Here is a 23098-nt window from a genome sequence, read left to right as displayed (position 1 = left end):
TGTGTAATCTGAATCAGCTTTATTTTAAAGGAAACATAGTTAGATGGTTATTTGACGATTATTTTACCTTGTCCTGCGAGCATGCGCATTTCACGGGACAGACGATCCTGGTACTCTTTTTCAACTTCAAGTTGCACACCGTAACGCCATACCATGTTATGTTCCATCCCCCAGCGAAGTGTACCCTCAATATATAATAAGTCTTCAAACAGCTTCAAGTTGATGCCAATGCGAATATCGTTATCTTCTACAGGGAGGGACAGAGGAAAAGCAAGCTGACAGCCCGAACGACTGATATCACGTAATTCGGCCTGAATAGGCTTGGAAGGACCGTCCATGCCATTAATGCTCAGGATATAGATTTCGAAGTGCATAGGTTCTTTCAGAGTATAACGAAAAGGTTCTTTCCTATTATTAATTGGCATAGATTCCTCCATCAAGTTCAAAAAAATTCCGTTATGGATATATCGTCAGTTGTTAGCCAGAAATGAAGAGCAACGTTACAGAGATGGTTCGGGAGTTCGATTTTATGTATGGGGCGCGCTTGTTATAATAAAAAAATGAAGGAGTGGATGAACATGCAAGGAACATTTCAGATGGATACGGATACAGCCACATTATGTTGTTATGATCTGGCGTCATTAGAGCATCGTCTTCAGGATACACCTGACTGGTGGTCGATCCCGGATGATGAACTGGAGGAGGTCAACGCAGGTCATTGTCTCTTTCTGAATCTGGGTGAGGACGGAACGTATGAAGTGCACTGGAATGTGCAAGAAACTGTTTTGGAAACCGGGAGTGAAGCAGAGCCGAGACAGGTATATTATTTTCAGGTTCCTTCGGGCACAGTTTACTTAGGGGCAGCAGATGATGTCAGTGGCGGTGAACTGGAGCCGGATGAATTATCCCAAGGGGTTTTCTTACAACTGAAGTCTGGAAATTATGCTTGCACGGTGTTTAAAAAGGAAAATCGGATATCGGTTACGATCCAACCTAGCGACCAAGGGAAGAACAGGTTACAGGATTTGATCCGACTATAGCATGGTCTTGCATGTATTTATTTTATTACACTACATACTTATATAAGTCATTTTTAGGAGAGATGGATATGCATCATTGGAGCGGGACACCGGTCATGAATGCTTCTATTTTGCACCAGCGGATAAGATCACTTGCGGCACTTGATATCATTCTGTCAGAGGAGGAATGGCTTCGCGTACATCGTTATCACCGTAACACACCCCAGCCAGATATTGCATGGGGAAGTGTAGATAACGGGGCAGGGGACCATCTGCATGCACTGTTTACGAATACGGGCACGTTACTCAAAGGGTTTGATCATGAATCCCCGCTTAGTCCGCATAACCGTGAGGATGGTGAAATCTATCCGGGAATGTACGATGAGGTACCGGAGGAGTTTATACATCTGTTAGATCAACACGAGGAAACGCTGGCTCGAGAGGATGTGACCTTCTGTATCTGGCAGGAAGGGCACAGTCCCGAGTGGAAAGCAGGCAGTTGGATTGGACTTGCTATGGCTCAGGAAAACGAATCGGATGCTGAGGGTGGGGTAGCATTTCTGCTCGGTTATATCGAGGAAACACCGGAATCATACATCGATTGGGCAAAAGATTACTACGATATACAGGGGATGTCTCTGACTGCGGTGACTGAAATATATAACGATGCACCGATTAGTGCTGATCTGATCCGAGATTTGAATCCAAAGCGTGATGTGTTCGTTGCAATGGGTGAACTACAGCAATCCGGATACGCAGTGCAGCGAAGTGAAGCACGGTAAACGATGTTAGAGGGAGGAATCAAGTTATGGGTTGGGAGTATGGGATCAGAACGAAGGAGCAGGAGCACGGCAGGTTGAGCGAGATCATGTCGCGACTGGCGGCTTCACTGACACATAACAGGATGTACAGCGTAGAACAACACACCGATGGTTTTGTTCTTTTGCGTGATGATGAATCTTGGCCCAAAGCTTTGGAAATATGGCTGGAGGAAGCGAACAATTTGCATGAAGTAGCGGAGGGTGAAAAATACTTCTACTGCCTGTTCCATATCTGGGGGGAGGAAGGACGAGCCTGGAAGGAGCAGATGGAGGGTGTGACGAATCAGTATCCAGGAGTATTTGAATGGTTTGAATTGTGATTATAAAGATGTTGAACGGGCAAAGGAGTGAACGTTGTGGCAAGAAGATCAAAAAGTAAAATTCCGGTGCTCCTTTATCAGTATGAAGGCCCTGAGAGGAACATCGGGTTTACCTTATCTCCCCTATATCTGAACGAAGAGATGCATGAGATAAGACATGAGGATATGCTGTTTATCTATGATGAGGATTTCAAGCATATTCGTCCAGCAATCAATCGTGCGTTCCCTTTAACGGACCCGCGAAGCGGAGAAGAGTTGCAGTCGTTTGATCCCTGTTGGGATAATCCGATGGTGAAAGAGGTATGGGTGGGGATGTTGACTGAGCTGGAACAGGTTGAAGCTGCTGAACCGGAACTGCGGGTGTTCCTAGATTCGTTGACAACCTGGATTCGGAACGTGCTGGCTTCAGCTGACGGGATTGAAGTTACGGGTAATCTGTAAGTAGATGTAATTCGATTACGAGTGCAGGAATAGCAGCTCCTATCTATGGATAGGGAGCTTTTTTTTTCGTATAAAAAATAATGAAAACGGTTTGGTCGGTTCATCCGTCTTATACCACAGAGAGAGAAAAGGGGGGAACGGGGTGGATAGCGAGACAGGGATGAAGCAGATGGACTGGATACATGTGCACGATGAATCAGCGTTTATTAATTCCGTCACGGAGCATCAGGATACGTTATTATCCATTGCCTATAGCTATTTACGGAATCGGCAGGATTCACTGGAAGCGATACAAGAGATGACCTGCAGGGCCTGGATTAAACGTCGTACGCTAAAAAACGAGAAGGCATTTAAATCATGGATCATTCGAATTTTAATTTATGTCTGTATTGATGAACAGCGCCGCCGCAAGCGAACTATACCTCAGCCGGATGAAAGCATGGAGAATAATATTCCGGCTTCGTGGATGATTAGTGCCCGAGATAATCGTATAGCCATGCAATCCCTTTTGCTGAAAATAAAACCGAAGTATCGGCATGTATTGTTGCTCAAGTACTACAACGATATGACACTTACAGATATTGCTTCGATTCTTGGCAAACCGGAAGGCACGATCAAGACATGGCAGCATAAGGGTCTTGAACAATTACGAAAGCTGATGAAGAGCAGGAGGGATTGGCATGACCACTAGCCCGGAGGAAAAAGCATTGCTGGCAGATGCATATGAGATTAACAAGAAACGCAAAGAATGGGATTCGGCAGATACGACTGCTGCCATACAACATGGCTTGGCGGAAGCCAGAGCAAGTAGATCAAGTAAAAGCAGACGTGGAAAATGGATCACGGTGTTATCCGCTGTATCACTTGCCGTGGCGGTTATTCTGTTCGCCTCACTTGGAGACTTCGGTCAACAGCGGTTGACCTCTTCCGAGTCTGAAGTTCATTGGGGAAAATTGGAGCCTTTTCGTGAATTGCTGCAGAGAGATCAGGAGAGTGCTACCCTTACCTCGGCCCTCAACCATAATTATGTTCAGCCTTTAGATCAGACGGTGACGATGGGGAAATACACGTTTACGCTGGATGCGTTGATGGCGGATGAGAATCGAGTGATTCTCTTATACTCTGCTCAGACGGATACACCGAGTGGTGTATATTCCATAGAGAACACGAAATTAATGGATGCATCGACAGGACATGTGATTGATAACGGTAGCATTAACGGTATCCGTTTCTCAGACCAGAATCATGTTCTTCGGGGCAGAACCACTTTTGACCGAAATCGTAGCAAGCCTCTTCCAGAAAAATTAAATTTTGAATTCCAACTTTCCTCCGCCGTTTCCGATCGCCTTGAAGATGGGAAAGGTAAGGAAAAAGAAAAAGAACAAGAGGACAATTCGCAGGAACGAAAATACGAATTTTCCAAAAAAATGAATGTTATCGTTGCATTGGATCCGAAATTTTCAATCCCTAAAACGGAAATTATTCCTGTGAATCAAATGTTCAAGTTTGGGGAGTACGAAGTGTTGATAGCGGACGTGGAGATATCGCCATTGGTTACACAGGTAAGACTTGATTATGATCCCAAACAACAGCTAGATTATGAGAAGGAGTCGTTTATTAGTGATATCATTCAGCCGTTGGAGATTGTAACGACCTCCAAAAAAGGAGAACAGACAACTTTATCCAGAAATGGAGGCAGAGGAACAGGGGATGGCATGATTTATTCGTTCAGTAGCAATTTTCTTGACAAACCCGAATCGATCATACTGAAGATGCGTGGAAAACCCGGTAAGGTCTACGAAAAGGAAGAGGATGCTGCAAAGGATCAATTTGAAATCAAAATCAAAATTAAATAGATGCATTAGAAGAGACGGGATGAGTTCATGTTGTATATGTGACATGTGCTCATCTTTCTGTTTTTCACCATATCTGACCTGCTGTTGCGAAAAAGATAAAATAATTGTCTTTTTGCAATGATGCTATTGTCACAATGCAGGTTACAAGCTATAATCGAGTTGTTTCAAGGTACAAATTACAAAGGATGGTGATATTTTGAAGAAGTTTTCATTGCTTTTACTCGCAGTCACTTTATTGTTGTTAACGGTTTCAACAGCCCCTGCTACATATGGTGCGGCTAACTTTCCCAACACGGGCACCAATGGTTTGACTGGTTTTGCAGGTAATGCGAAGAATGAGAACGGTGTATCCAAGGCGGCGACAACTGGAGGCAGGAACGGTCAGGTCGTGTATGTCAGCAATCTGAATGATCTGAGAACACACATGGCAGGCTCTACAGCCAAGATTGTCGTTGTGGAACAGAATATTTCTTCATCCAGTTTGCAAAAAGTTGAATTTGGTTCCAACAAAACATTGGTAGGTTCTTTTGACAGACATACATTAACGAACATTCACTTCAGATCCACTTCGGGGTCAAGCAATGTGATCTTTCAGAATCTGACCTTTAATCACTCTGCGAACATCAATGCCAACGATGATATTCAGATGTACATCACTTCCGGCTCCAACTATTGGATCGACCATGTTACTTTCTCGGGTCATAACTATAGTTCGAGTGGCAGTGATCTGGATAAGCTCTTATATATCGGTGACCGCGCAGATTATATCACGATCAGTAACTCCAAATTTGCAAATCACAAATATGGCATTATTCTAGGACACCCGAATGACGGTAACAGCAGCTATAACGGTGTGCCTCATGTGACCATGTCCAATAACTATTTCGAAAACTTGTATGTACGTGGCCCAGGACTTATGCGTTATGGTTTCTTCCATATCAAAAACAATTACGCCAATAACTTTAATCAAGCGATCACGATCGGAGAAAAAGCCCGTATTTATTCCGAAAACAACTACTTTGGCGCAGGAGCTGAAAAAGGCGGCATTCTGGACGACAAAGGGAAAGGCGAATTTACGGATACAGGTAGCACACCTGCTCTGAACAGCCCGGTTTCACCAAAAACCAACTGGAGACCAAGCAATAATTACAGCTATCAGGTTGAAAGCGCAGCCTATGCACGTGAGTTTGTTACGAAATATGCCGGATCATCGAATACAACACTGGTATTTGGTAAATAACAGCCGGAAGTCATATGAGATCTCTATAAAAGATAAGGTAAAGAGTCTGTTTTATGCGTCCTACGCATGAGCAGGCTTTTTATTTTAGGCTCACAATCAGGGGATTTTATTTTGTTAACATTATATTTATTAAGACATATTAATTTTAGACATAAATTACCGATATACATAAAGTGGCGCTGACTGCACGTTTATGAAGTTAATATGTACTATGCTAAGGCGCGGGTGTTTCAGAACTACGTATAAGCAGGACTATGGACTGAGAGTAAACTTACAGTGGCCTACATATGTTAAATTTTTTAACTTACATAAAGGACGGGGTAAGCATGAATCGTATCGATGAGATTACTTGGCAGAGAAACAAACTAGTAAGTTACATGATGTGGGCCATAACGGCCATAAGTGCAGGGATCACCATTATCGTTCCCGATCTATGGCTATCCACGCTACTCTCCATTGTGGTCACCTTAGCAGTTACCGTATGCAATGTTTTGAAAAAGGGTATTCATGTCATCCCGTGGTTCGTTACCGTAGCGATTATCGCGAGTGGAATTTATGTCAGCCGTGACGCGATGAATGCCGTGCAAGGCATACTAATTGTCTCACCGCTCCTGCTGTATCCGAATAGCAAGCACTATAACACTGCCTTTTCGGTGATGCTTGCCTTTTTCACGGTTCAATTGGTCCTTGTGTCATCTGCGAGTATCGAGCAACTCTTTGCTGACTTGATTAATTTCAGTATGTATATCGTAACCGGAATTATTATGATCACCGTGTCAAGGGTAAACAAACGATTGTTCATGGATAGTGAAGCACGGGGGGCGCAAGTGGAAGAGTCACGTACCCGTGTGGAAATCATGTTGGAACGGGTGAAAGAAGCTGTTGCAGGGTTGTCCCGCTATACAGAGCAATTGAAACAAAAAGTGGATGAGACCGGCGCCATCACCAACGAAGTTACGGTCGGATTCAGCGAAGTTGCAAGAGGTGTCGAGTTTCAGGCGACCAGTATTGCCGAGATCTCCGAATCGTTATCGCAGTCCGACCGCCATATTAAGGACGTAGCGTCATATTCTGAGCAGATGAAAGAGCTGTCCGCAAGTATGGCTTCAAGCACACAGACGGGTAGTGCGCAGATGGGTCACCTGAACGAACAGATGCATGAATTGTACGAGACAATAAACACGACAGCTGATGATATGAAGAAATTCAATGATCAGAGTGAATCGATGACATTGATGCTGAACAGTATCTCGGATATCGCCACTCAAACCAATCTGCTCGCGCTGAATGCAGCTATTGAAGCAGCACGGGCAGGTGAGCATGGACGCGGATTTGCTGTCGTTTCGGAGGAAGTCCGCAAGCTGGCTGAGAGCTCAGGCCAATCAGCGAGTGAGATTACCTCAATCCTCACCAGTCTGAGAACACAGACACAAGCATTGACAAGCCGATTTGAAGGGGTTCGTCAGTTGTTGCAAGTTGGAGCAGAAAGTGTTCTGACAACGGAGCGGGTATTCCAATCCATTAATACCAATTCACAGAATGTGCTGACTCAGGCCACAGAAATTGAAACAAGTTCAGCAACGATGAAGGAATCCTCGACTCGGGTGGTTAATGAAGTATCCGAAATTTCCAGTGTAACGCAACAATCCAGCGCTGCAACGGAAGAGATTCTGGCGAGTATGGAAGAGCAACGGAATCTGACACAACATATGGTGGCAAGCTTTACCGAACTGGAGAAGCTTATTGTGAATCTCGGTGATCTCGTGTCCGATCATCATGCTTCGAGACCAGATAACAAATCCGAGATAGATTCATCCCATGCGGCAAAGGTTGTTCCAATTAATACGATATCAGCTTAAGTCTGACTTCCGTCTTGCAAGAGATTCTTAACCGACCTATTAGGTTTATTCCAATAAGCCCGTCCATGCGTAATTACGCGCTTTACGGGCTTTTTTGGAGTTCAAAGGTCTCTTGTAGCGACCTATATTTTTAGATAGAGTAGGTGTAGACATAGAAAATAGTAAAGGAGAGATCATCTTGAATTGGACAGATATTAGTAAAATCAAAGACGTAGAGCACTTATGTGGAGTTATAGCTTCATCCTCATTGGATGTCAATGAACGGGATGAACGCGGACGAACACCCCTTATGCTCTTCTTGACTAATCGTGCGCCTCTTGAGGGCATTCGTTGTCTGCTTCAAGCCAAACCCGAACTGGAAGTGGAAGACAAACTCGGAGACACTGCTTTGAAAAAAGCCGTAAGGTTCAACCAGCCTGAAGCAATCAGTCTATTGCTTGAACATGGGGCTAGACTCGATTCGCCTAACGGCATTCTGGCTACAGCTTGGAACTTGGCAAGAGGTCGCAATCCAAACCTGGCGGAGATGTTGCTAGATACACATGGAGCCATACGTTTGATTTTGACGGCCGAAGAGCAACAGATTGTGGATGACATTATTTACGAGGAGTCTTCCGATGCAGCCTGTGAGAAAATTCGGTTGCTGGATTCAGAAGTACTGATACATGCAGTGGTGAATGGTTTTAATTGGGATGATCGTCCCGAGCCGATGATTGTAGCAGCTGAGCATGCAAAATGTGCCGAGATTACAAAGCTGGATATGGCTGAATTGATGGAGGCGGATTATTGGCTGGAGATGGATCTGGAAGAAGTAAACACAAGAGTAGATGGGCCTACATATCGGCATCTTGCCGCATTTTTGACCAGAAAGGGTTGATTCGAAATGGTGCATGACTCTTTCCATGAGCAGAACAAAAAGCTGGAGCAGTTGCAACAGGAACTGAAGGAAAGCAACATCGAGCATTTTTACATTACGGAGCCTATACAGCATCGGGGCCAGCAGTTGGTGCTGGCGGGCAGTTTTGACTTTTCGTATTATCACAATGTGGAGATTACCTTTAGTGAGGTAGAGTTCATTCTGTGTCCGGCGACGATATTTAACGTGGAAAGGTTTCGACTGGCTGCTGAAGAAGAGATCGTTCAGTTAAATTCGGTGATGTATGGTTTTGAAAGGAATGGTACAGTCTTCTGCCTGGAAAATGAATTCGAAGAGCAACGATTTTATATCGTGGCGAAGCAGATGACCTATCAGTTCGGCATGGTTTATTACTATGATCGGCCGGATCTGCAACCGGGAGAACGGATTTCCACATTTGTGACCAAATCGGAGAACGTTCATGAGTAAAGCTAATGAGGAGACTCGCGTTCGATTATACGATCGACATTCGCTTCATACCATGGATTGGCCCGATACGGAGGATGCGAGGTACGCACGGGCGTATTTAGAGCCGATGATGATGCAGGGAACTACAGAATACATGACTAACGTAAACACCACGTTGCTCCTTGCCCGGATAGATGATCTTGTGTTGCCGGTGACCGTGAATGAAGAGGAATATGATAATGCTTATGTCTGTTCCCCATACACTCACTATGTGCGGTACGCGAAGCAGGAACTAACCATGTTACAGAAGCCGATGCTGGAAAAAGGACTCTCCATGCTACTCCGTTTAATAGGCTGGGGCATGAAAAAATCCCGGATCAACAAGGTTGTACATATCAACAACTGGCTGTTATCTACCAATCTGTATCCTGCCATGACTGCTGAGCAGGCCACGCAGCTACTTGAAAGGGTAAAGGAACGCTATCCGGGGCATACGGTGATCTTTCGCTCTTTAAGTTCCGCACTGCACTCGAACCTGATAACAGGGCTACGGGAAGCGGGATGCCGCTCTATACCGAGCAGGCAGATATATCTGTATCAGGCCGATGATCCAAATTTCGGCAACGCCAAGTCTCGTTGGTTGCTGAAAAGGGATCAGGCAATGATGGACAAGCATGGCTATGAACTGGTTTCTGAGGCTGATCTTACCGAAGCGGATATCCCGCGAATTGTGGAGCTATACCGGATGCTTTATTTGGAAAAGTACTCCTATGACAACCCGCAGTTCAACGAGCGTTTTATTGCTGGAGCCATGGCAACCGGCGCGTTAACCTTGCATGGTTTGCGCAAGGAAGGGCGCCTGGATGCGGTAATGGGTTACTTCTGCCGTAATGGGGTGATGACCACTCCGCTGTTCGGTTATGACACAGATATTCCCCAGTCTGTCGGTCTGTACCGTATGCTGTCGGCATGCCTCATTGGACAAGCTCGTGCGAAAGGGAAGTTGTTGCATGAGAGTGCTGGTGCAGCGCAGTTTAAACGTAATCGCGGCGCGATAGCGGATTTTGAATATTCCGCCGTATACGACCGGCATCTCTCATTCCGCAGACGGTGGTGCTGGGCATTACTAGACCGCTTGTTGAACAGCGTAGGCGTGCCACTGATGCGCCGCATGAAGCTATAAGCAAGCTGTGTTGCTCCAGTCATGTGAGTGAACTCACATGTATGGCTTATTTCAGATGCTCGGCGAGCTGTACCTCGAACCCATCCGGGTCAGCAATGTACATAAAACGCAGACGTGGGTTCGGCTGCACAGGTTTACGCAGGATGGGGATTTGCATTTCCGTTAGACGCTCCATAGCTGCTTCCAGTGATGAGACTTCGTAACCGATGGAGATGCCAGCCTCGGGCTTCAGTACCTGCTCACTACCTTCAATTAACTCTAGTGAGGTCTCACTTGTCTCACCCAGACCAAGCATGGCAATCTGCCGCCCGCGGCTTTCGAATCTGCGCTGAACGGTAAGTCCTAGTAAATTGTGATAGAAGTGAATGGATGCTTCAAGATTACGCACGCGCAGGGTAATCCAGTTAAGTTTGATTAACATGTCGGATCTCTCCTTCGGAGTTGTGTAGTGTCGGTTCTTGTTTATTATACAAGAAGAAAGGCAGTTCATCTGAATTTATTGAAAAAATTTACAAATATATATATGTAAGCGTTATTTCAAAGTGTATAATACAAGTTAAATGGAGAGGAGGAATGTAATGAAGACCAAGGCGTTTAAAAAAGTGAGTTCAACCCTGCTGGCAACGATGCTGGTGATGATAACGGTTCCTTTTCAGCAGGCTGCTTTTGCACAAGAACAACAGATTGAACAGGGAGCAAGTTCTGGGGCTACGGCAGTTTCCGAGCAGAATCTCAAGGTGCTTCATACCGATTTTGAGGATGGAACGCTTCAAGGCTGGCTTCAGCGTGTTGGTAGCGAAAGTTTGACGGTTTCAGAGCAGGCCGCGCATCAAGGTACTCGGAGTATGCTTGTCTCGAATCGTCAGCGCTCCTTTCATGGGCCGATGCTGAAAATGAAAGGTCTGTTGAAGCCTAATTCTACGTATAACATCTCGTTTTATGTCAGGCTTACGGAGAAACCTGCTTCAGATCAGACGATTCAGCTAACGGCCTACAAGAAAAATGGGGCAGAGAGCTGGAACATGCTGGACAAGGTCACGATTCCCAAAGACGACTGGCAACAATGGCATAAGGTTACGGCTACGTACCAATACAGCGATAACCCTGAGGAGATGAATTTCTTTATTGAAACGCCATATATCTCCGATGATACGGTAGATACCTTATCCTTTTATGTGGATGATGTAACGATTGAGGAAGCCGCACCACTGGCTATTGAGTCCGATATTCCTTCCTTGCAAGATCTGTACCAGACTGAATTCCCGATTGGGGCCGCGGTATATCGCTGGCAGCTTGAAGGAGCTTACGGTCAATTGTTAACCAAACACTTTAACAGTTTGACCGCGACGTATGAGATGAAACCGAAGTTTGTGTCCCCTTCCCCAGGCGTGTATGACTTCCAAGCCTCGGATGAATATGTGGACTTTGCACAGAAAAATCAAATGGGTTTGCGTGGACATGCCTTGCTCTGGCATATTGATGCCGCAGAGTGGATGTTCAAGGATGACCAGGGCAACCCTGCGAGCAGGGATCTGCTACTCAGTCGGGTCCAGAACTACGTGGATACCGTCATGAAACGATATAAAGGTAAAATCTACGCCTGGGACGTTGTGAATGAAGCGATTGCGGACAGCAACGGGGATGCAAACGGATTGCGCAAAAGCCCGTTCTACGAGCTGATCGGCCCGGATTATGTCGAGAAAACGTTTGAGTTTGCACGTGCCGCCGACCCGGATGCGAAATTATACTACAACGAGTATTTCACCGAAATTCCTGAAAAAAGAGAGCATATGTATCAACTGGTGAAAAAGTTGAAAGAAAAAGGGCTGATTGACGGTGTGGGTCTGCAATCCCACTATAATCTTGAATCTCCGCCAATTGATGAGATTGAGAAAACAATCAATCTGTTTGCTGGTCTAGGTTTGGATATTCAGATTACCGAGCTGGATGTCGATAGCGGTATTCCTTATGGTGAGACTTTGCCTCAGGACGTTGCTGTGAAGCAGGCATATCGTTATAAAGAGCTGTTTGACCTGTATGAAAAACATAGCGATGTCATCTCATCGGTGACCTTATGGGGATTACAGGATGAGAAATCGTATAACAATCAAGCCTTTTTGTTCGATAGTGCTCTGCAATCCAAACCGGCCTATTGGGGGTTGGCAGATGAATCTAGCCTGCCTATTCTGACGAACCGGGCGGTTACGTTGTCCGGTACACCAAATACGAAGGCGGCAAAACAAGATCCACTCTGGAACAAGGCTGTTTCCACGCCTTTAAAAGGCAATTCAGGTTCGGCGGCGTTCCGTACGTTATGGGATAAAAATAATTTGTATGTTCTGGTTGACGTAAAGGATACGACCAAACATGCCAAAGACAAAGTGGAGCTGTTCGTTGATCTGAACAATGGCAAAACTCCGGTGTATGAGGCAGATGATCGACATATCACCATAAGCCGTGAAGGCAAAGTGACAGGAGCTAAGCCAAATACGTATCGCGTTCGTGAAGCGGCGGACGGTTATCAGGTTGAATTAACCATACCATTGACTAATGCACAAGGGGCACTTGCACGTGAAGTTGGGCTTGATGTACGGGTGACGGATGGTGGAAACAATAGTTCAGGAGGGCAGCAGGTTCTGTACTGGAATGACCGCACATTATCCCAGGATCAAGACACCAGCAAATATGGTGTTGTTCAGTTTGCAGGGATGCCTAAGTCTGCGAAAGCCCTGCAAGGAACAGTAACGATAGATGGTGAGAAGGATGCGAAATGGAACAAGGTTACGCCATTCCGTATTACACCACTGAATCAGAGCGGAGGAGCATCTGCTGAGGCCCGTGCGATGTGGTCTGGTCAGGATCTATATCTGTTCATTGAGGTCACTGATCCGCAAATTATTACCAACGCCACCGATCCTTGGGATCAGGATTCCGTTGAGATTTTTCTGGATGAAAATCATCAACGTACGCCGTTTTATCAATATGATGATGCCCAGTTCCGGATTAGTGCAGATAACGTAGCAACGTTTGCGGGCAGTGCTTCGCCAGGACGGCTCCAAAGTGCTGTGAAGAAAACGTCCAAAGGATATCAGGTGGAGGCTAAGATCCGATTACAGTCCCTCGTGCCGAAGGAAGGCCAAGTCATGGGATTTGAACTTCAAATTAATGATAACCAAGGAAACAATAACAAAAGTACGGCAAAATGGAATGATCTCACCAATGACAGCTGGAAGAATACTTCCCAATATGGCATTCTGACGTTTTCAAAATAAATCGATTGACTGACTATGAATACGTAAGCAGGAAGAGTCGCACATTCAGTCATTCTATCTATCATCCAATCATCAGAAAAACCCCCAAACATAGCGAGTTCGTCTCGCAGTGTTCGGGGGTTTGTTTATGAGGTAGGCCTCTTTTATTGAATCAGATCCACAGCACCTTGCGGTACAAAAGCATCTACGCCGTTATACACGATTACACCTTCAAGGGCTGTCTTTTTGCCGTTTACAAGCGCAACATTTTTGTAGATTTGCAGTTCAAGCTTGGTGTTGTCTTTTGTTACGATAATCTTCGGATTTTTAACATCCGTCAGATCCAGTTTGGTTGTGGCACCTTTGGCTGTAAACGCCTGTTTGGCAGGGACGAACAGTTGCTTGCTTACACTGTCCAGATCGAGATTGAGGACACGTGCCATGTATTTGGCTACATCTGTATTATCAATGACACCGAATGGACGATCATTATTTGGAGCATACGTATATAGTACAACGTCTCCGCCCGTGTGCCCGCCAGTTGTCCAGCCGATACCCGCACGTTTGCTGATCATTGGGCCTACGACATAGTTCAGGCTACCTGGCTCGGCAGCTTTAATTGCAGCAACCTCTTCGGAAGTCAGATCGGGAATGCCGTAGTATTGTTTCATGACTGCTTTGATGTTGGTGCGTTTCGCATCCAGTTTCGCTTCTACACCTTCACCTGTCAATTTAGCCTTTTTCAAAGGTCCGATAAAAGTAGACAACGGCTCTTTGTCATACGTGCCTGTTGTAGATGCATTACCAATCGTAAGTCCACCGTTTTGATGGTCAGATACGGCTACAACAGCAGTTTGCCCATCGGCTTTGGCGAAGTCCATCGCTACTTTTACCGCATCATCAAAAGCGAGCACATCACTGATAATACCAATCGGATCATTGGCATGAGCAGCCCAGTCTACCTTGCTGCCTTCGACCATCAGGAAGAAACCATCCTCGTCTTTGGAGAGAACTTCAATCGCTTTGGAGGTCATCTGAGCAAGACTTGGTTGCTTGGCTGGATCACGATCCATGTTGTATGACATGCCTGCCGGAGAGAACATGCCCCACAATTTGTTGGAAGTTGATGCTTTCATCGCCGCAGGTGTAGTTACATAATCGTAGCCGAGTGCTTTAATGGAGGCAACGAGATTGTTACCGTCTTTGCGTCCAGCTGGTTCCAGATACTTACTGCCGCCGCCCAGTACCACATCGATGCCATTGAAGACTTGTTGTTTGCTGAGTGCATCGTAGTTTTTACGGTCAGGGTAATGGGCAGAGAAGTCTGCCGGTGTTGCATGCATAATTTCGGAAGTAGCTACAATACCCGTTGCTTTACCCGCAAGTTTGGAAGCTTCCAATACCGAAGCGACAGGTTTTCTTTCGTCGCCTTTTGCAATCGGTTTTTGTCCAGGCATGGTGGTCTTGTCCGGCAATACGCCGACAAAACCGGTATGAGATTTATGTCCTGTTGCAAAGGCTGTTCCTGCAGGAGCCGAATCCGCAATCGGCGCATCCGCAGAGTGTGTACGAACCATGCCGCTTGCCATGGAATCAATGGTCAGAGAAGAGCCCTTGTACCAGCGAGCCAGTGCGGTAGCATCATTAGCCATACCGTCAGGAATGAGAATGATTACATTTTTGATAGGGGAACCAGAAGTTGTTGAAGTACCGTCTTCCTCAGCCCAAGCTGCACTACTGCCTCCCAGCGTAGCCGTAACAATGGTGGTCACCGCGAGCATCATTTTGGCTGCACGGGTACTGAAGCGATTTAACATGAACATCCTCCTAATAAATATGTATAGTTGTATCCAGAACCCAGTGTATAGGGCAATTGATAAACGAGCGTTAGTTTTAGGTTAATTAATTGTAAAAATTACGATTATAAGTCAAAGGTTACATAATAGACGAACTGGACAAAACACGAAACACTCCTGTATGGTAAGGATGAAATCGGACAATCATGAACAAAAGTCCAATGATGGTTTTGAGGTGGTTCAACATGAAAGAATGGTCAGAAGCCATTCGGTGGTGGAATAACAATCAAATAAAACTGATCGATATCCGCCATAGCGCATTGCATTCAGAGCAAGAGTTATCGACAACTATTTTGCCGGCTCATGCTTTTTTGATTATAAATAAAGGCGAGGCGGACATTCAATTCGGGCTAAACAGATTCACATCGGATCAGACACTCATTCTACACGGTGAAAAAGGTACGTCACTGCGGATTCGTTGTATGGAGCAACCGTTAGATTATTATTTACTGCTATACAAGCCGCAACCGGCTGCGTGTCGTCTTGATTTATCGGAAGATGGAAGTATACGGAATGTGAATTCGTTTCAGGGCGGAGGACCCTATTATTTTGCAGCATCATATCCGTTAACGATTCTTACGATTGTGGAAAAAATGGCGGAGTCTTGGAACTCTAGTGATGAACTGGATCGGTTACAGGTGACGGGATTGTTCTATCAATTGGTGTACGAGCAATTTCGCCAGTGGAAGATGGCGGCTCAGCATCAGGTCGAACCGCTGGAGCTTGCGGAGCAGATTGAAGCCTACATTCAGGAGCACTACGCTCATTCCATCTCCATGGAAAACATGGCTGCGCATTTTCATTACAGCACGCATTATCTGGCCAGGGTATTTAAACGCAAGTACGGATGCAGTCCGATGGATTATGTCGTTCAGACTCGGATCAAACAAGCGAAACATTTGCTTACCGAGACAGAAGCACAGATCCGGGAGGTGGCTGAAAGCGTTGGGTACAAGGATTTGTACTACTTTAGCCGTATTTTCAAGCGCACAACAGGTGAGACACCGGCACAGTATAAAATGCACAGTCATCGAATCAAAAGTTCAAATCGTACGAACAAGAGGTCTGAATCGTTCATTGCTGACAAGGACATCCATCGTTATATTGGTAATAACGATAATCATTATCAATACGACACATGGAGCGTGGATGAGTTGAACCTTCGTTTTAAGCCTACATTGGCGGTTAGTTTATTATTTAGTTTATCGCTGCTGCTCGCAGCATGCGGGGCGGGAACTGAACAGCCACAGCCTGCAACGAGTGCGGAACCGGTACAGGAGTCTAGTCGAACGTATACGGATGCTACAGGAAGACAGGTTGAGATTCCAGCGAAGCCTTCCAAACCTGTGGTCATTACATATGGTGGATATCTATTGCCTTTGGGTGTGAAACCGGCTGGAGTCAATACGGAGACACTTGAACTGTATCCAGAAGAAATGGCTGGTGTACCGGATATCGGATCAGGCAACGGTAACGTTGAAATGATCTCAGGTCTGGAACCGGATGTGATCATTGTACCGGACTACACAAGCAAGGAAATTGTAGACACGTATGCGAAAATCGCACCAACCATTACGGTGGCCTGGGGCGGCGATCCGGATGTCATTAATACGCTGAGAACGATGGGCGATATTATGGATCGTAAGGACGAAGCCGAGCAATGGATTGCAAAGTTTGAAGCGAAACTGAAGAGCATTCGCAGTGAATTGAACATCAATATTAAACCGGGTACAACAGCGATGTCGTTTGTGATCTACAATAAAGAGGTATTGCTGGGCGGTGAAGGCGGTACGTTGGGCAAGCTGATCTATGAGGATTTTGGATTCTCCATGCCTGAGCAGTATAAAATCTATTCGGATGGCGGCACTGTGCTGTCCTTGGAAAAACTGGCAGACAAGCCTGCCGACTACTTCTTCACTCAGATGGAAGATGAAGAGATGGATCAGATGATGGAACTGTTTGAGGAGCCGGTGTATCAGAGCATTCCCGCGATCAAACATAATCGAATTATCAACGTGTCCAGAAACTACTGGAACTATGGGCCGTATCTGGCGGATAAAGGTCTGGACAGCTTGATTGAGCAAGTGAAAAACCTTCAGTAGCTGTTAAAGCTGCCATAGCAAAAACTGAGAGATTAGCTATAACACAGCCTGATCTCAACGCAATACTATAAACGTAAAACCATAAATGCATCCTTGCTGATGCATTTATGGTTTTTTTATAGTGTAAGATGCGTACCGTAAGCCGTGATGAGGTGTTTTCTAAAAAGATATTGCTAGCGCTTTCATTCTGTGCTAATATCACGGTAATAACAGGATTGTAACCGATCTCAGGGCAAGACCTGTTCCAGTTCATTCGCATCGTTCGGAAAGATCAGGCGATTGATTGCGTTTTTACTATAGTGAGCTAATTCCATACCACACCTCATTATTCTCAGGGTTGTTACGTATTGCAGGCAAAACCTGAATTGAGGGCAACAGACGATGTGATCCAAAGTCTGTGTGCCTTTGATTCAGGTTTTTTTATATAAAAATCCGCCTGAATGTCATAACCGAAGGGTTGCAGCAGTTCATGCCAGCAGAAAGGAGGGCCGCTCTTCCATTCATCCCGATCAAGAAATAGAATGATGCAAACCTTGGAATACTGTACCGAGAGGTGCAATATTTCGAACCTATTTTTCCATCATACACGACTAGACAACGAGGAGAATAACCAATGAAAAAATTGAAACGTTCTATTGCAGTAGCAGCGATTCTAAGCATGTGTGTATCGGGTCTACCCGCATATGCAGCAGGGAATACAGCTCCATCCCTGTCCCCGGCTATGGATAAACTGGTAAAAGCAGAGCTTATTCGCGGGAATGGGCAAGGCGTGAACGCGGATTACCTGAGTAAACATGCTACACGTATTCAAGCCGCAGTGCTTTACTTGCGTTTATCTGGTCTGGAAAAAGAAGCACTGGCCTATCAAGGAACCGAAACGTATACGGATGCCGCTCAGGCAGGCAAGGTATTGCAGCCCGTCGTTGGATACTTGAAGCAACATCCTTATTTGGCTGGTATGGTCACGGATACGGATCGCTTTGCCCCTAATGCTCCACTGACAGCAGAGGAATATGCAGCGTTGTTACTCAAGGCTCTTGGTTATGAAGCAGGCACGGATTATACATCAGGAGAGGCTTCCGCGTTTGCGGCAAGCCACGGTATCAGATCCCTTCAAGGAAAGGGGACGGCACAACTGACCAACCGTTTGATGGCTGAAGCGACGGCACAGGCTTTGCAGGCTCAGCTCAAAAATGGTTCAGGCACGTTGGAACAACTCTGGTCCAAACATAAGCAGGCGGGAGCGTTTAAACCTCAAACGTTGCAGCAAACAAAATACGGTGCCATTGATGGTAAAGCCTATGATCAATACGGCACGCTTGGCTGGCTTGGTGTTCCATACGCAGCACCTCCGGTAGGCGAACTACGCTGGAAAGCACCACAAGAGCCGAAGGCTTGGACAGGCACAAGAGAAGCCAAAGAGTTCGCGGCAAACAGCCTGCAAATTTCCGGTAAAACGACAGCGGGGAGTGAGGACTCCTTATATCTGAACATCTGGCGTCCGAATACAACCAGCACCAAACTGCCGGTCATGGTATTCCTACACGGCGGTGGTAATATGACCGGATCAGGCAAGGATTTTCAGGGAGAAGAACTTGCACGGAATACAAACAGCATCATTATCTCGGTGAACTACCGCTTGGGAGCACTTGGTTTCTTCCAGAATGCCGCGCTGAAAACAGGTAATGCTCTGGATGATTCGGGTAACTATGGTTTGCTTGATGCTTTCCGTGCATTAGAATGGGTTCAGGATAACATTACAGGTTTTGGCGGCGATACAGGAAACGTGACACTTGCGGGTCAATCTGCCGGAGCGCGTGACGTTCTCGCAACGCTCATTTCCCCGCTTGGCAAAGGATTGTATCAAAAAGCGATTGCGTTCAGCGGCGGTTTGACGACGGCTTCACCTGAAGATGGACAACAGAAATCCGAGGATGCTATTGTGAAGTTGCTTGTGCAGGAAGGTAAAGCTGCTAATGCCGACGAAGCCAAAGCTTGGATCAACAAGCAAACTCCTGCACAACTGGAAACTTATCTTCGTGCATTGCCTGCGGATAAACTGGTGACTGTATTTGGCGGAACGGCCATCCGTATGCAACCATTCCCGCATTTGTTCCGTGATGGTACGGTCATTCCAAAAGAAGGTTTTGATGCCATCAACAGTGGAAAATATACGAAAGTGCCTGTATTACTAGGTAGCCTGGAAACGGAATTCTCCGCTTTTGCATTCGGTGATCCTAATTTTGCACCATCCATTAATGATGGAACATTATTTACTGATCAGACGAAAGCAGCACAATATGCCGCTGCTATCAAATATGGCAGCGAGGCTTATGCAGGCTTTAATGCGGAGCGAGTTGCCGAAAAGTTAACGAGTGCGGCAGGTCAGCCGCCAGTATATGCGTATCGTTTTGCATGGGGAACCCAGCCTGGCGTTATTTCTGAACGTTTGCGTACCCTGTTAGGGGCTCCGCATGGTGCCGATATGGACTTCTATACAGGAAAAGCAGCGGGGATTGCGGCTTACTTCCCTGAAGGTTATTTCAGTGATGCCAACAAGCCGGGACGTGAGCAACTGTCTGCTGCGATGGCAGCTTACCTGAAACAGTTCCTGTATACGGGCAAGCCAGGTACGGGCGGAACGTCTGCACTTGCTGCATGGACGCCATGGACGAAAAATGCCAAAGCACCGATCATGCGTCTGGATGCGAATAACACAACTGCCGAGATCGGCATGTCCTCCCAATATAATCAGGGCAAAGAAGCGGTGAATGCGAAGATGAAGCAAGAATTGCCTGAAGAGACGTACAAACTGTTGAACGAAAAAGTGCTTGCAGGCCGTTTCTTCTGGGAGTAAATGAAGAACTACAAAAATTAAGTTGAGAAAAATGACGGCAATTAACTTAAAATGAGAAGCAAGGACAGGGGAACATTGCTCCTGTCCTTTTTCTGTTGTCTTTAAAATCTCGATTACATAACTCAACTTATCTACCATGCTACCCTTGACTTTCCCCTGCACGGGAGACTGTATACTCACGTTAAGCTAATGGATTGGAGATGATATATTGTTCAAAATTAGTACGTTTGCCAAACTCAGCAAGCTTTCTTTAAAAACGCTGCGCTATTACGACCAGATCGGTATCCTCAAGCCGCGTAAAGTAGACGAGGACACGGGCTACCGATATTATTCCGCAGATCAGTTGCTCGAACTTAACCGGATTCTGATCTATAAGGAATTGGGCTTCACACTGCCGCAGATCGGGCAGCTGCTAGAGGAAGACATATCACATGATCAGATTCAGGGCATGTTGAGACTGAAACGAAGTGAGATTCAGCAAATGATTGACACGGAACAAGCCAGACTTGTTCGTATTGAGGAACGTATCCAGCTTATGGGGAACGAAGGAGAATGGGAGACAGGCCAGGAGATCCGAATTAAAGCCGAGGCTACTCAGACCTTCATGTTCTTTAAGGCAAACGGGGGAGAAGAGCGCATTCCGGAGCTGCTACGTCATCTGGATTCTTTGCTGACCAGAGATATCCGTCAATGGATTCAGGGCCCGCAAGTCGTGTTGTGGCGAGATGTGGATGGAAAAGAGGATGAATTCGAGTTCGAAGTCGGTTATTACTTAACGGGTGAGCCTCCGACAGTTGCTGAGCCGTTTCAGCTGAGAAACCTGCCACCTGAACCGATGGTTGCCTCTATGGCGTTTCATTCACATTCTACATTTGATGGTGCAGCCTGTGTGCATCTAGCACGGTGGATCGAGAAAAACAACTACCAGATCAAAGAAAATGAGCCGGGAAGAGAATACTATTTGCCCTTATCCCCTGAACAGGATGCTCAGTACATCGAGATTCAGATTCCTATCACATGCAGGTAACGATATAAGTGAAGTGACTTATATAGAACGCTTAAATGAAAAACGAACATATAGAAGATGGAGTGAGAACGGTTGAAAAATAAAGGCACGATTTATATTATGGCACTGGCTGTATTTCTGATCGGCACCATTGAATACATTATCACCGGAATCATTGAGATGATGGCGGCCGATCTTGGTGTATCTACGGCGGAAGCGGGCATGTTAGTCACGGTTTTTGCCCTTGCAGCGGCTATTATTGCCCCTATTCTGATCGCTTCAACCATCAATGTTGATCGCAGGAAACTGCTGCTATTCACCTTTGGGGTGTTTATTGCCAGCAATGGCATCATGATGTTGGACCTCTCATATGAGGCGATGATCTGGATACGCATCATTCAGGGAGCAAGCGGCGGCATGACAACGGTCGTTTCGATGGCGGCAGCGACAAGGCTTGTGGAGAATGAAAAGCGAGGTAATGCGATCGGAATTATTCTGATGGGACTAAGCAGCTCGCTCGTGCTTGGCGTGCCGATCGGTACATTTTTCAGTGAAATGTTTGGCTGGAGAATGTTATTTATGGTCATTGGTCTCCTCAGTGTTGTTCCATTTCTGATTATTTATCGCAAGGTTCCTTCCATCCGCGAGCAAGAGAAGGTAACCTTGATTATGCAGCTCTCGTTGCTGAAAAATAAATCGATTATAATCGCATTGATGATGTCACTGTTATATGTGGGCGGCTATGCAACCTTGTTTACGTATATTACGCCGTTTTTGCAAACGACCTCGTCTTTATCCATGACCGAAATTAGCCTGATCTTGTTTTTGGCAGGAATCTGTAGTTTTATGGGTTCCAAATTGGGTGGACAATTGGCGGATGCCAGGGGGTCGAAGTTCACCGTTTTTCTCGGGTTAGTGCTGCAAGGGGTGACGCTTCTGTTATTTGCTGTGACGGGCACACATTTGATTTTGCTGATTCTGGTGCTGATGATATTTATGTTGGCCACATGGAGTATCTCTCCAGCCCAGCAATTATATCTGGTGACGCTCGCGCCCCGTAGTCCGGACATTGCGCTAAGTTTGAATACGTCATTTATCCAATTTGGCTTTGCACTGGGTTCCGGGTTGGGCGGACTTGTGATTAGCCGTTCATCGGTTCTATCATTGAATTGGGCGGGTGTTGTCGCTGTAGGTATAGCTTTTTGTTTAGCCATATTACAGTTTAAGGGAGCAAGTAAAAGCCAAGGAGTAGCAGCGCCTGCACAGAAGATCAATACGCAGTGAGATGCGGAGGAGCATCAATAATTGGTCAGATAAAGTCAGAAGGTCAAATTTAGTCAAAATAAATGATAAAACGATCTATTTTATTCTATTTAGCCAAAATCGCAGATCATTGCCTTATATCGCTTTTTATCGGCTTTGAACCTTTTTAACGTTATGAATACAATAATAGATGTAAGCAACAACCACACCCAACCACATTTAAGGAGATGATGTTCATGTTTGATCTGATTCCATTTCGCAGAAGAAATGATGACCCGTTCGGACAGATGCTGAAATCCTTCCATGACATGGTTGACACCTCATTCCTCTCGTCGTTTGGAACGGGGATGCAGCCATTCCGCACCGACATTCGGGAGGAAGATGGCAAATATCTGGTCGAAGCCGAATTGCCTGGCTTTGCCAAAGAAGACATCGATATTCAGGTGCAAGGCAATGAACTCGTTATCCGCGCCAAACGTAACGAACTGGTTGAGCAAAAGGATGACGATCATCGAATCATTCGGCAAGAGCGTCGTGCCGGGGAATTCGTCCGCCGTTTCTACGTGGATCATATTGATGAGAACAATATTAAGGCACGGCTGGAAAATGGGGTACTGAAGCTGGACATTCCAAAACGTCCGGGCGATGAACAGGCACACAAACGCATTCAGATTGACTGATTTCGACTGGGAAAAAATGA

General features: G+C 45.9%; 20 protein-coding genes. 17 read left to right on the top strand and 3 right to left on the bottom strand.

The features are described from left to right. Nucleotides 1–47: 47 nt before the first annotated feature. On the bottom strand, nt 48–425 hold the full coding sequence (locus FS818_RS13525; protein ID WP_145332446.1) for a PilZ domain-containing protein: 378 nt from the start codon (nt 423–425) through the stop codon (nt 48–50). 153 nt (nt 426–578) lie between these two features. On the opposite strand from FS818_RS13525, the gene FS818_RS13520 reads away from it, so the two are divergent. From FS818_RS13520 to FS818_RS13470, 11 genes are all read left to right on the top strand, one after another. Then, complete coding sequence (locus tag FS818_RS13520; RefSeq protein ID WP_260989847.1) at nt 579–1040, top strand: DUF6386 family protein; 462 nt, start codon at nt 579–581, stop codon at nt 1038–1040. Between the two features lie 68 nt (nt 1041–1108). Next, complete coding sequence (locus tag FS818_RS13515; protein WP_145332442.1) at nt 1109–1801, top strand: hypothetical protein; 693 nt, start codon at nt 1109–1111, stop codon at nt 1799–1801. A 26-nt stretch (nt 1802–1827) separates the two neighbouring features. Then, nucleotides 1828–2160 (top strand): hypothetical protein, encoded by a 333-nt coding sequence (locus FS818_RS13510; RefSeq protein WP_145332440.1) that lies wholly within the window; start codon nt 1828–1830, stop codon nt 2158–2160. A 36-nt stretch (nt 2161–2196) separates the two neighbouring features. Beyond that, complete coding sequence (locus FS818_RS13505; RefSeq protein WP_145332438.1) at nt 2197–2601, top strand: hypothetical protein; 405 nt, start codon at nt 2197–2199, stop codon at nt 2599–2601. A 142-nt stretch (nt 2602–2743) separates the two neighbouring features. Continuing rightward, nucleotides 2744–3292, top strand: coding sequence for a sigma-70 family RNA polymerase sigma factor (locus tag FS818_RS13500; RefSeq protein WP_311280797.1), 549 nt, complete (start codon nt 2744–2746; stop codon nt 3290–3292). Continuing rightward, a complete protein-coding gene (locus tag FS818_RS13495) occupies nt 3282–4457 on the top strand; it encodes a DUF4179 domain-containing protein (RefSeq protein WP_145332436.1) in 1176 nt (391 codons plus the stop codon). Before FS818_RS13500 ends, FS818_RS13495 begins: the two co-directional genes overlap by 11 nt. A 196-nt stretch (nt 4458–4653) precedes the next feature. Further along, nucleotides 4654–5697 (top strand): pectate lyase family protein, encoded by a 1044-nt coding sequence (locus FS818_RS13490; RefSeq protein WP_145332434.1) that lies wholly within the window; start codon nt 4654–4656, stop codon nt 5695–5697. Nucleotides 5698–6023: 326 nt separating this feature from the next. Next, nucleotides 6024–7556 (top strand): methyl-accepting chemotaxis protein, encoded by a 1533-nt coding sequence (locus FS818_RS13485; protein WP_186375477.1) that lies wholly within the window; start codon nt 6024–6026, stop codon nt 7554–7556. A gap of 178 nt (nt 7557–7734) precedes the next feature. Continuing rightward, nucleotides 7735–8433 (top strand): DUF4274 domain-containing protein, encoded by a 699-nt coding sequence (locus tag FS818_RS13480; protein ID WP_260989846.1) that lies wholly within the window; start codon nt 7735–7737, stop codon nt 8431–8433. 6 nt (nt 8434–8439) lie between these two features. Continuing rightward, nucleotides 8440–8901 (top strand): hypothetical protein, encoded by a 462-nt coding sequence (locus FS818_RS13475; protein ID WP_145332428.1) that lies wholly within the window; start codon nt 8440–8442, stop codon nt 8899–8901. Further along, complete coding sequence (locus tag FS818_RS13470; RefSeq protein ID WP_145332427.1) at nt 8894–10063, top strand: GNAT family N-acetyltransferase; 1170 nt, start codon at nt 8894–8896, stop codon at nt 10061–10063. Before FS818_RS13475 ends, FS818_RS13470 begins: the two co-directional genes overlap by 8 nt. Nucleotides 10064–10109: 46 nt before the next feature. Here FS818_RS13470 and FS818_RS13465 read toward each other — a convergent pair whose 3' ends face one another. Beyond that, nucleotides 10110–10484: a VOC family protein gene (locus FS818_RS13465; RefSeq protein ID WP_145332425.1), complete on the bottom strand. Its 375-nt coding sequence runs from the start codon at nt 10482–10484 to the stop codon at nt 10110–10112. A 157-nt stretch (nt 10485–10641) separates the two neighbouring features. Here FS818_RS13465 and FS818_RS13460 point away from each other — a divergent pair, with 157 nt between their 5' ends. Then, nucleotides 10642–13335: an endo-1,4-beta-xylanase gene (locus tag FS818_RS13460; protein WP_186375476.1), complete on the top strand. Its 2694-nt coding sequence runs from the start codon at nt 10642–10644 to the stop codon at nt 13333–13335. Nucleotides 13336–13478: 143 nt separating this feature from the next. On the opposite strand, the gene FS818_RS13455 is transcribed toward FS818_RS13460, so the two are convergent. Beyond that, on the bottom strand, nt 13479–15131 hold the full coding sequence (locus tag FS818_RS13455) for an alkaline phosphatase (RefSeq protein ID WP_145332421.1): 1653 nt from the start codon (nt 15129–15131) through the stop codon (nt 13479–13481). A 224-nt stretch (nt 15132–15355) separates the two neighbouring features. On the opposite strand from FS818_RS13455, the gene FS818_RS13450 reads away from it, so the two are divergent. The 5 genes from FS818_RS13450 to FS818_RS13430 all read left to right on the top strand — a co-directional run bounded on the left by FS818_RS13450 (nt 15356) and on the right by FS818_RS13430 (nt 23078). Then, nucleotides 15356–17272 (top strand): AraC family transcriptional regulator, encoded by a 1917-nt coding sequence (locus FS818_RS13450; RefSeq protein ID WP_145332418.1) that lies wholly within the window; start codon nt 15356–15358, stop codon nt 17270–17272. 613 nt (nt 17273–17885) lie between these two features. After that, nucleotides 17886–20129 (top strand): carboxylesterase/lipase family protein, encoded by a 2244-nt coding sequence (locus tag FS818_RS13445; protein ID WP_145332416.1) that lies wholly within the window; start codon nt 17886–17888, stop codon nt 20127–20129. Nucleotides 20130–20337: 208 nt separating this feature from the next. Continuing rightward, on the top strand, nt 20338–21156 hold the full coding sequence (locus tag FS818_RS13440) for a MerR family transcriptional regulator (RefSeq protein ID WP_145332414.1): 819 nt from the start codon (nt 20338–20340) through the stop codon (nt 21154–21156). A 72-nt stretch (nt 21157–21228) separates the two neighbouring features. Continuing rightward, the gene (locus FS818_RS13435) at nt 21229–22419 is read left to right on the top strand and encodes an MFS transporter (protein WP_145332412.1); all 1191 of its coding nucleotides are present in this window, start codon (nt 21229–21231) and stop codon (nt 22417–22419) included. A 215-nt stretch (nt 22420–22634) separates the two neighbouring features. Continuing rightward, a complete protein-coding gene (locus FS818_RS13430; RefSeq protein ID WP_145332410.1) occupies nt 22635–23078 on the top strand; it encodes an Hsp20/alpha crystallin family protein in 444 nt (147 codons plus the stop codon). The last annotated feature ends 20 nt before the right edge of the window (nt 23079–23098 follow it).

The organism is Paenibacillus xylanexedens, from assembly GCF_007680605.1.
GTDB classification, from domain to species: Bacteria; Bacillota; Bacilli; order Paenibacillales; family Paenibacillaceae; genus Paenibacillus; species Paenibacillus xylanexedens_B.
Note: the sequence above shows the minus strand (reverse complement) of the source record. Positions and strands in the feature narration are given on the sequence as shown.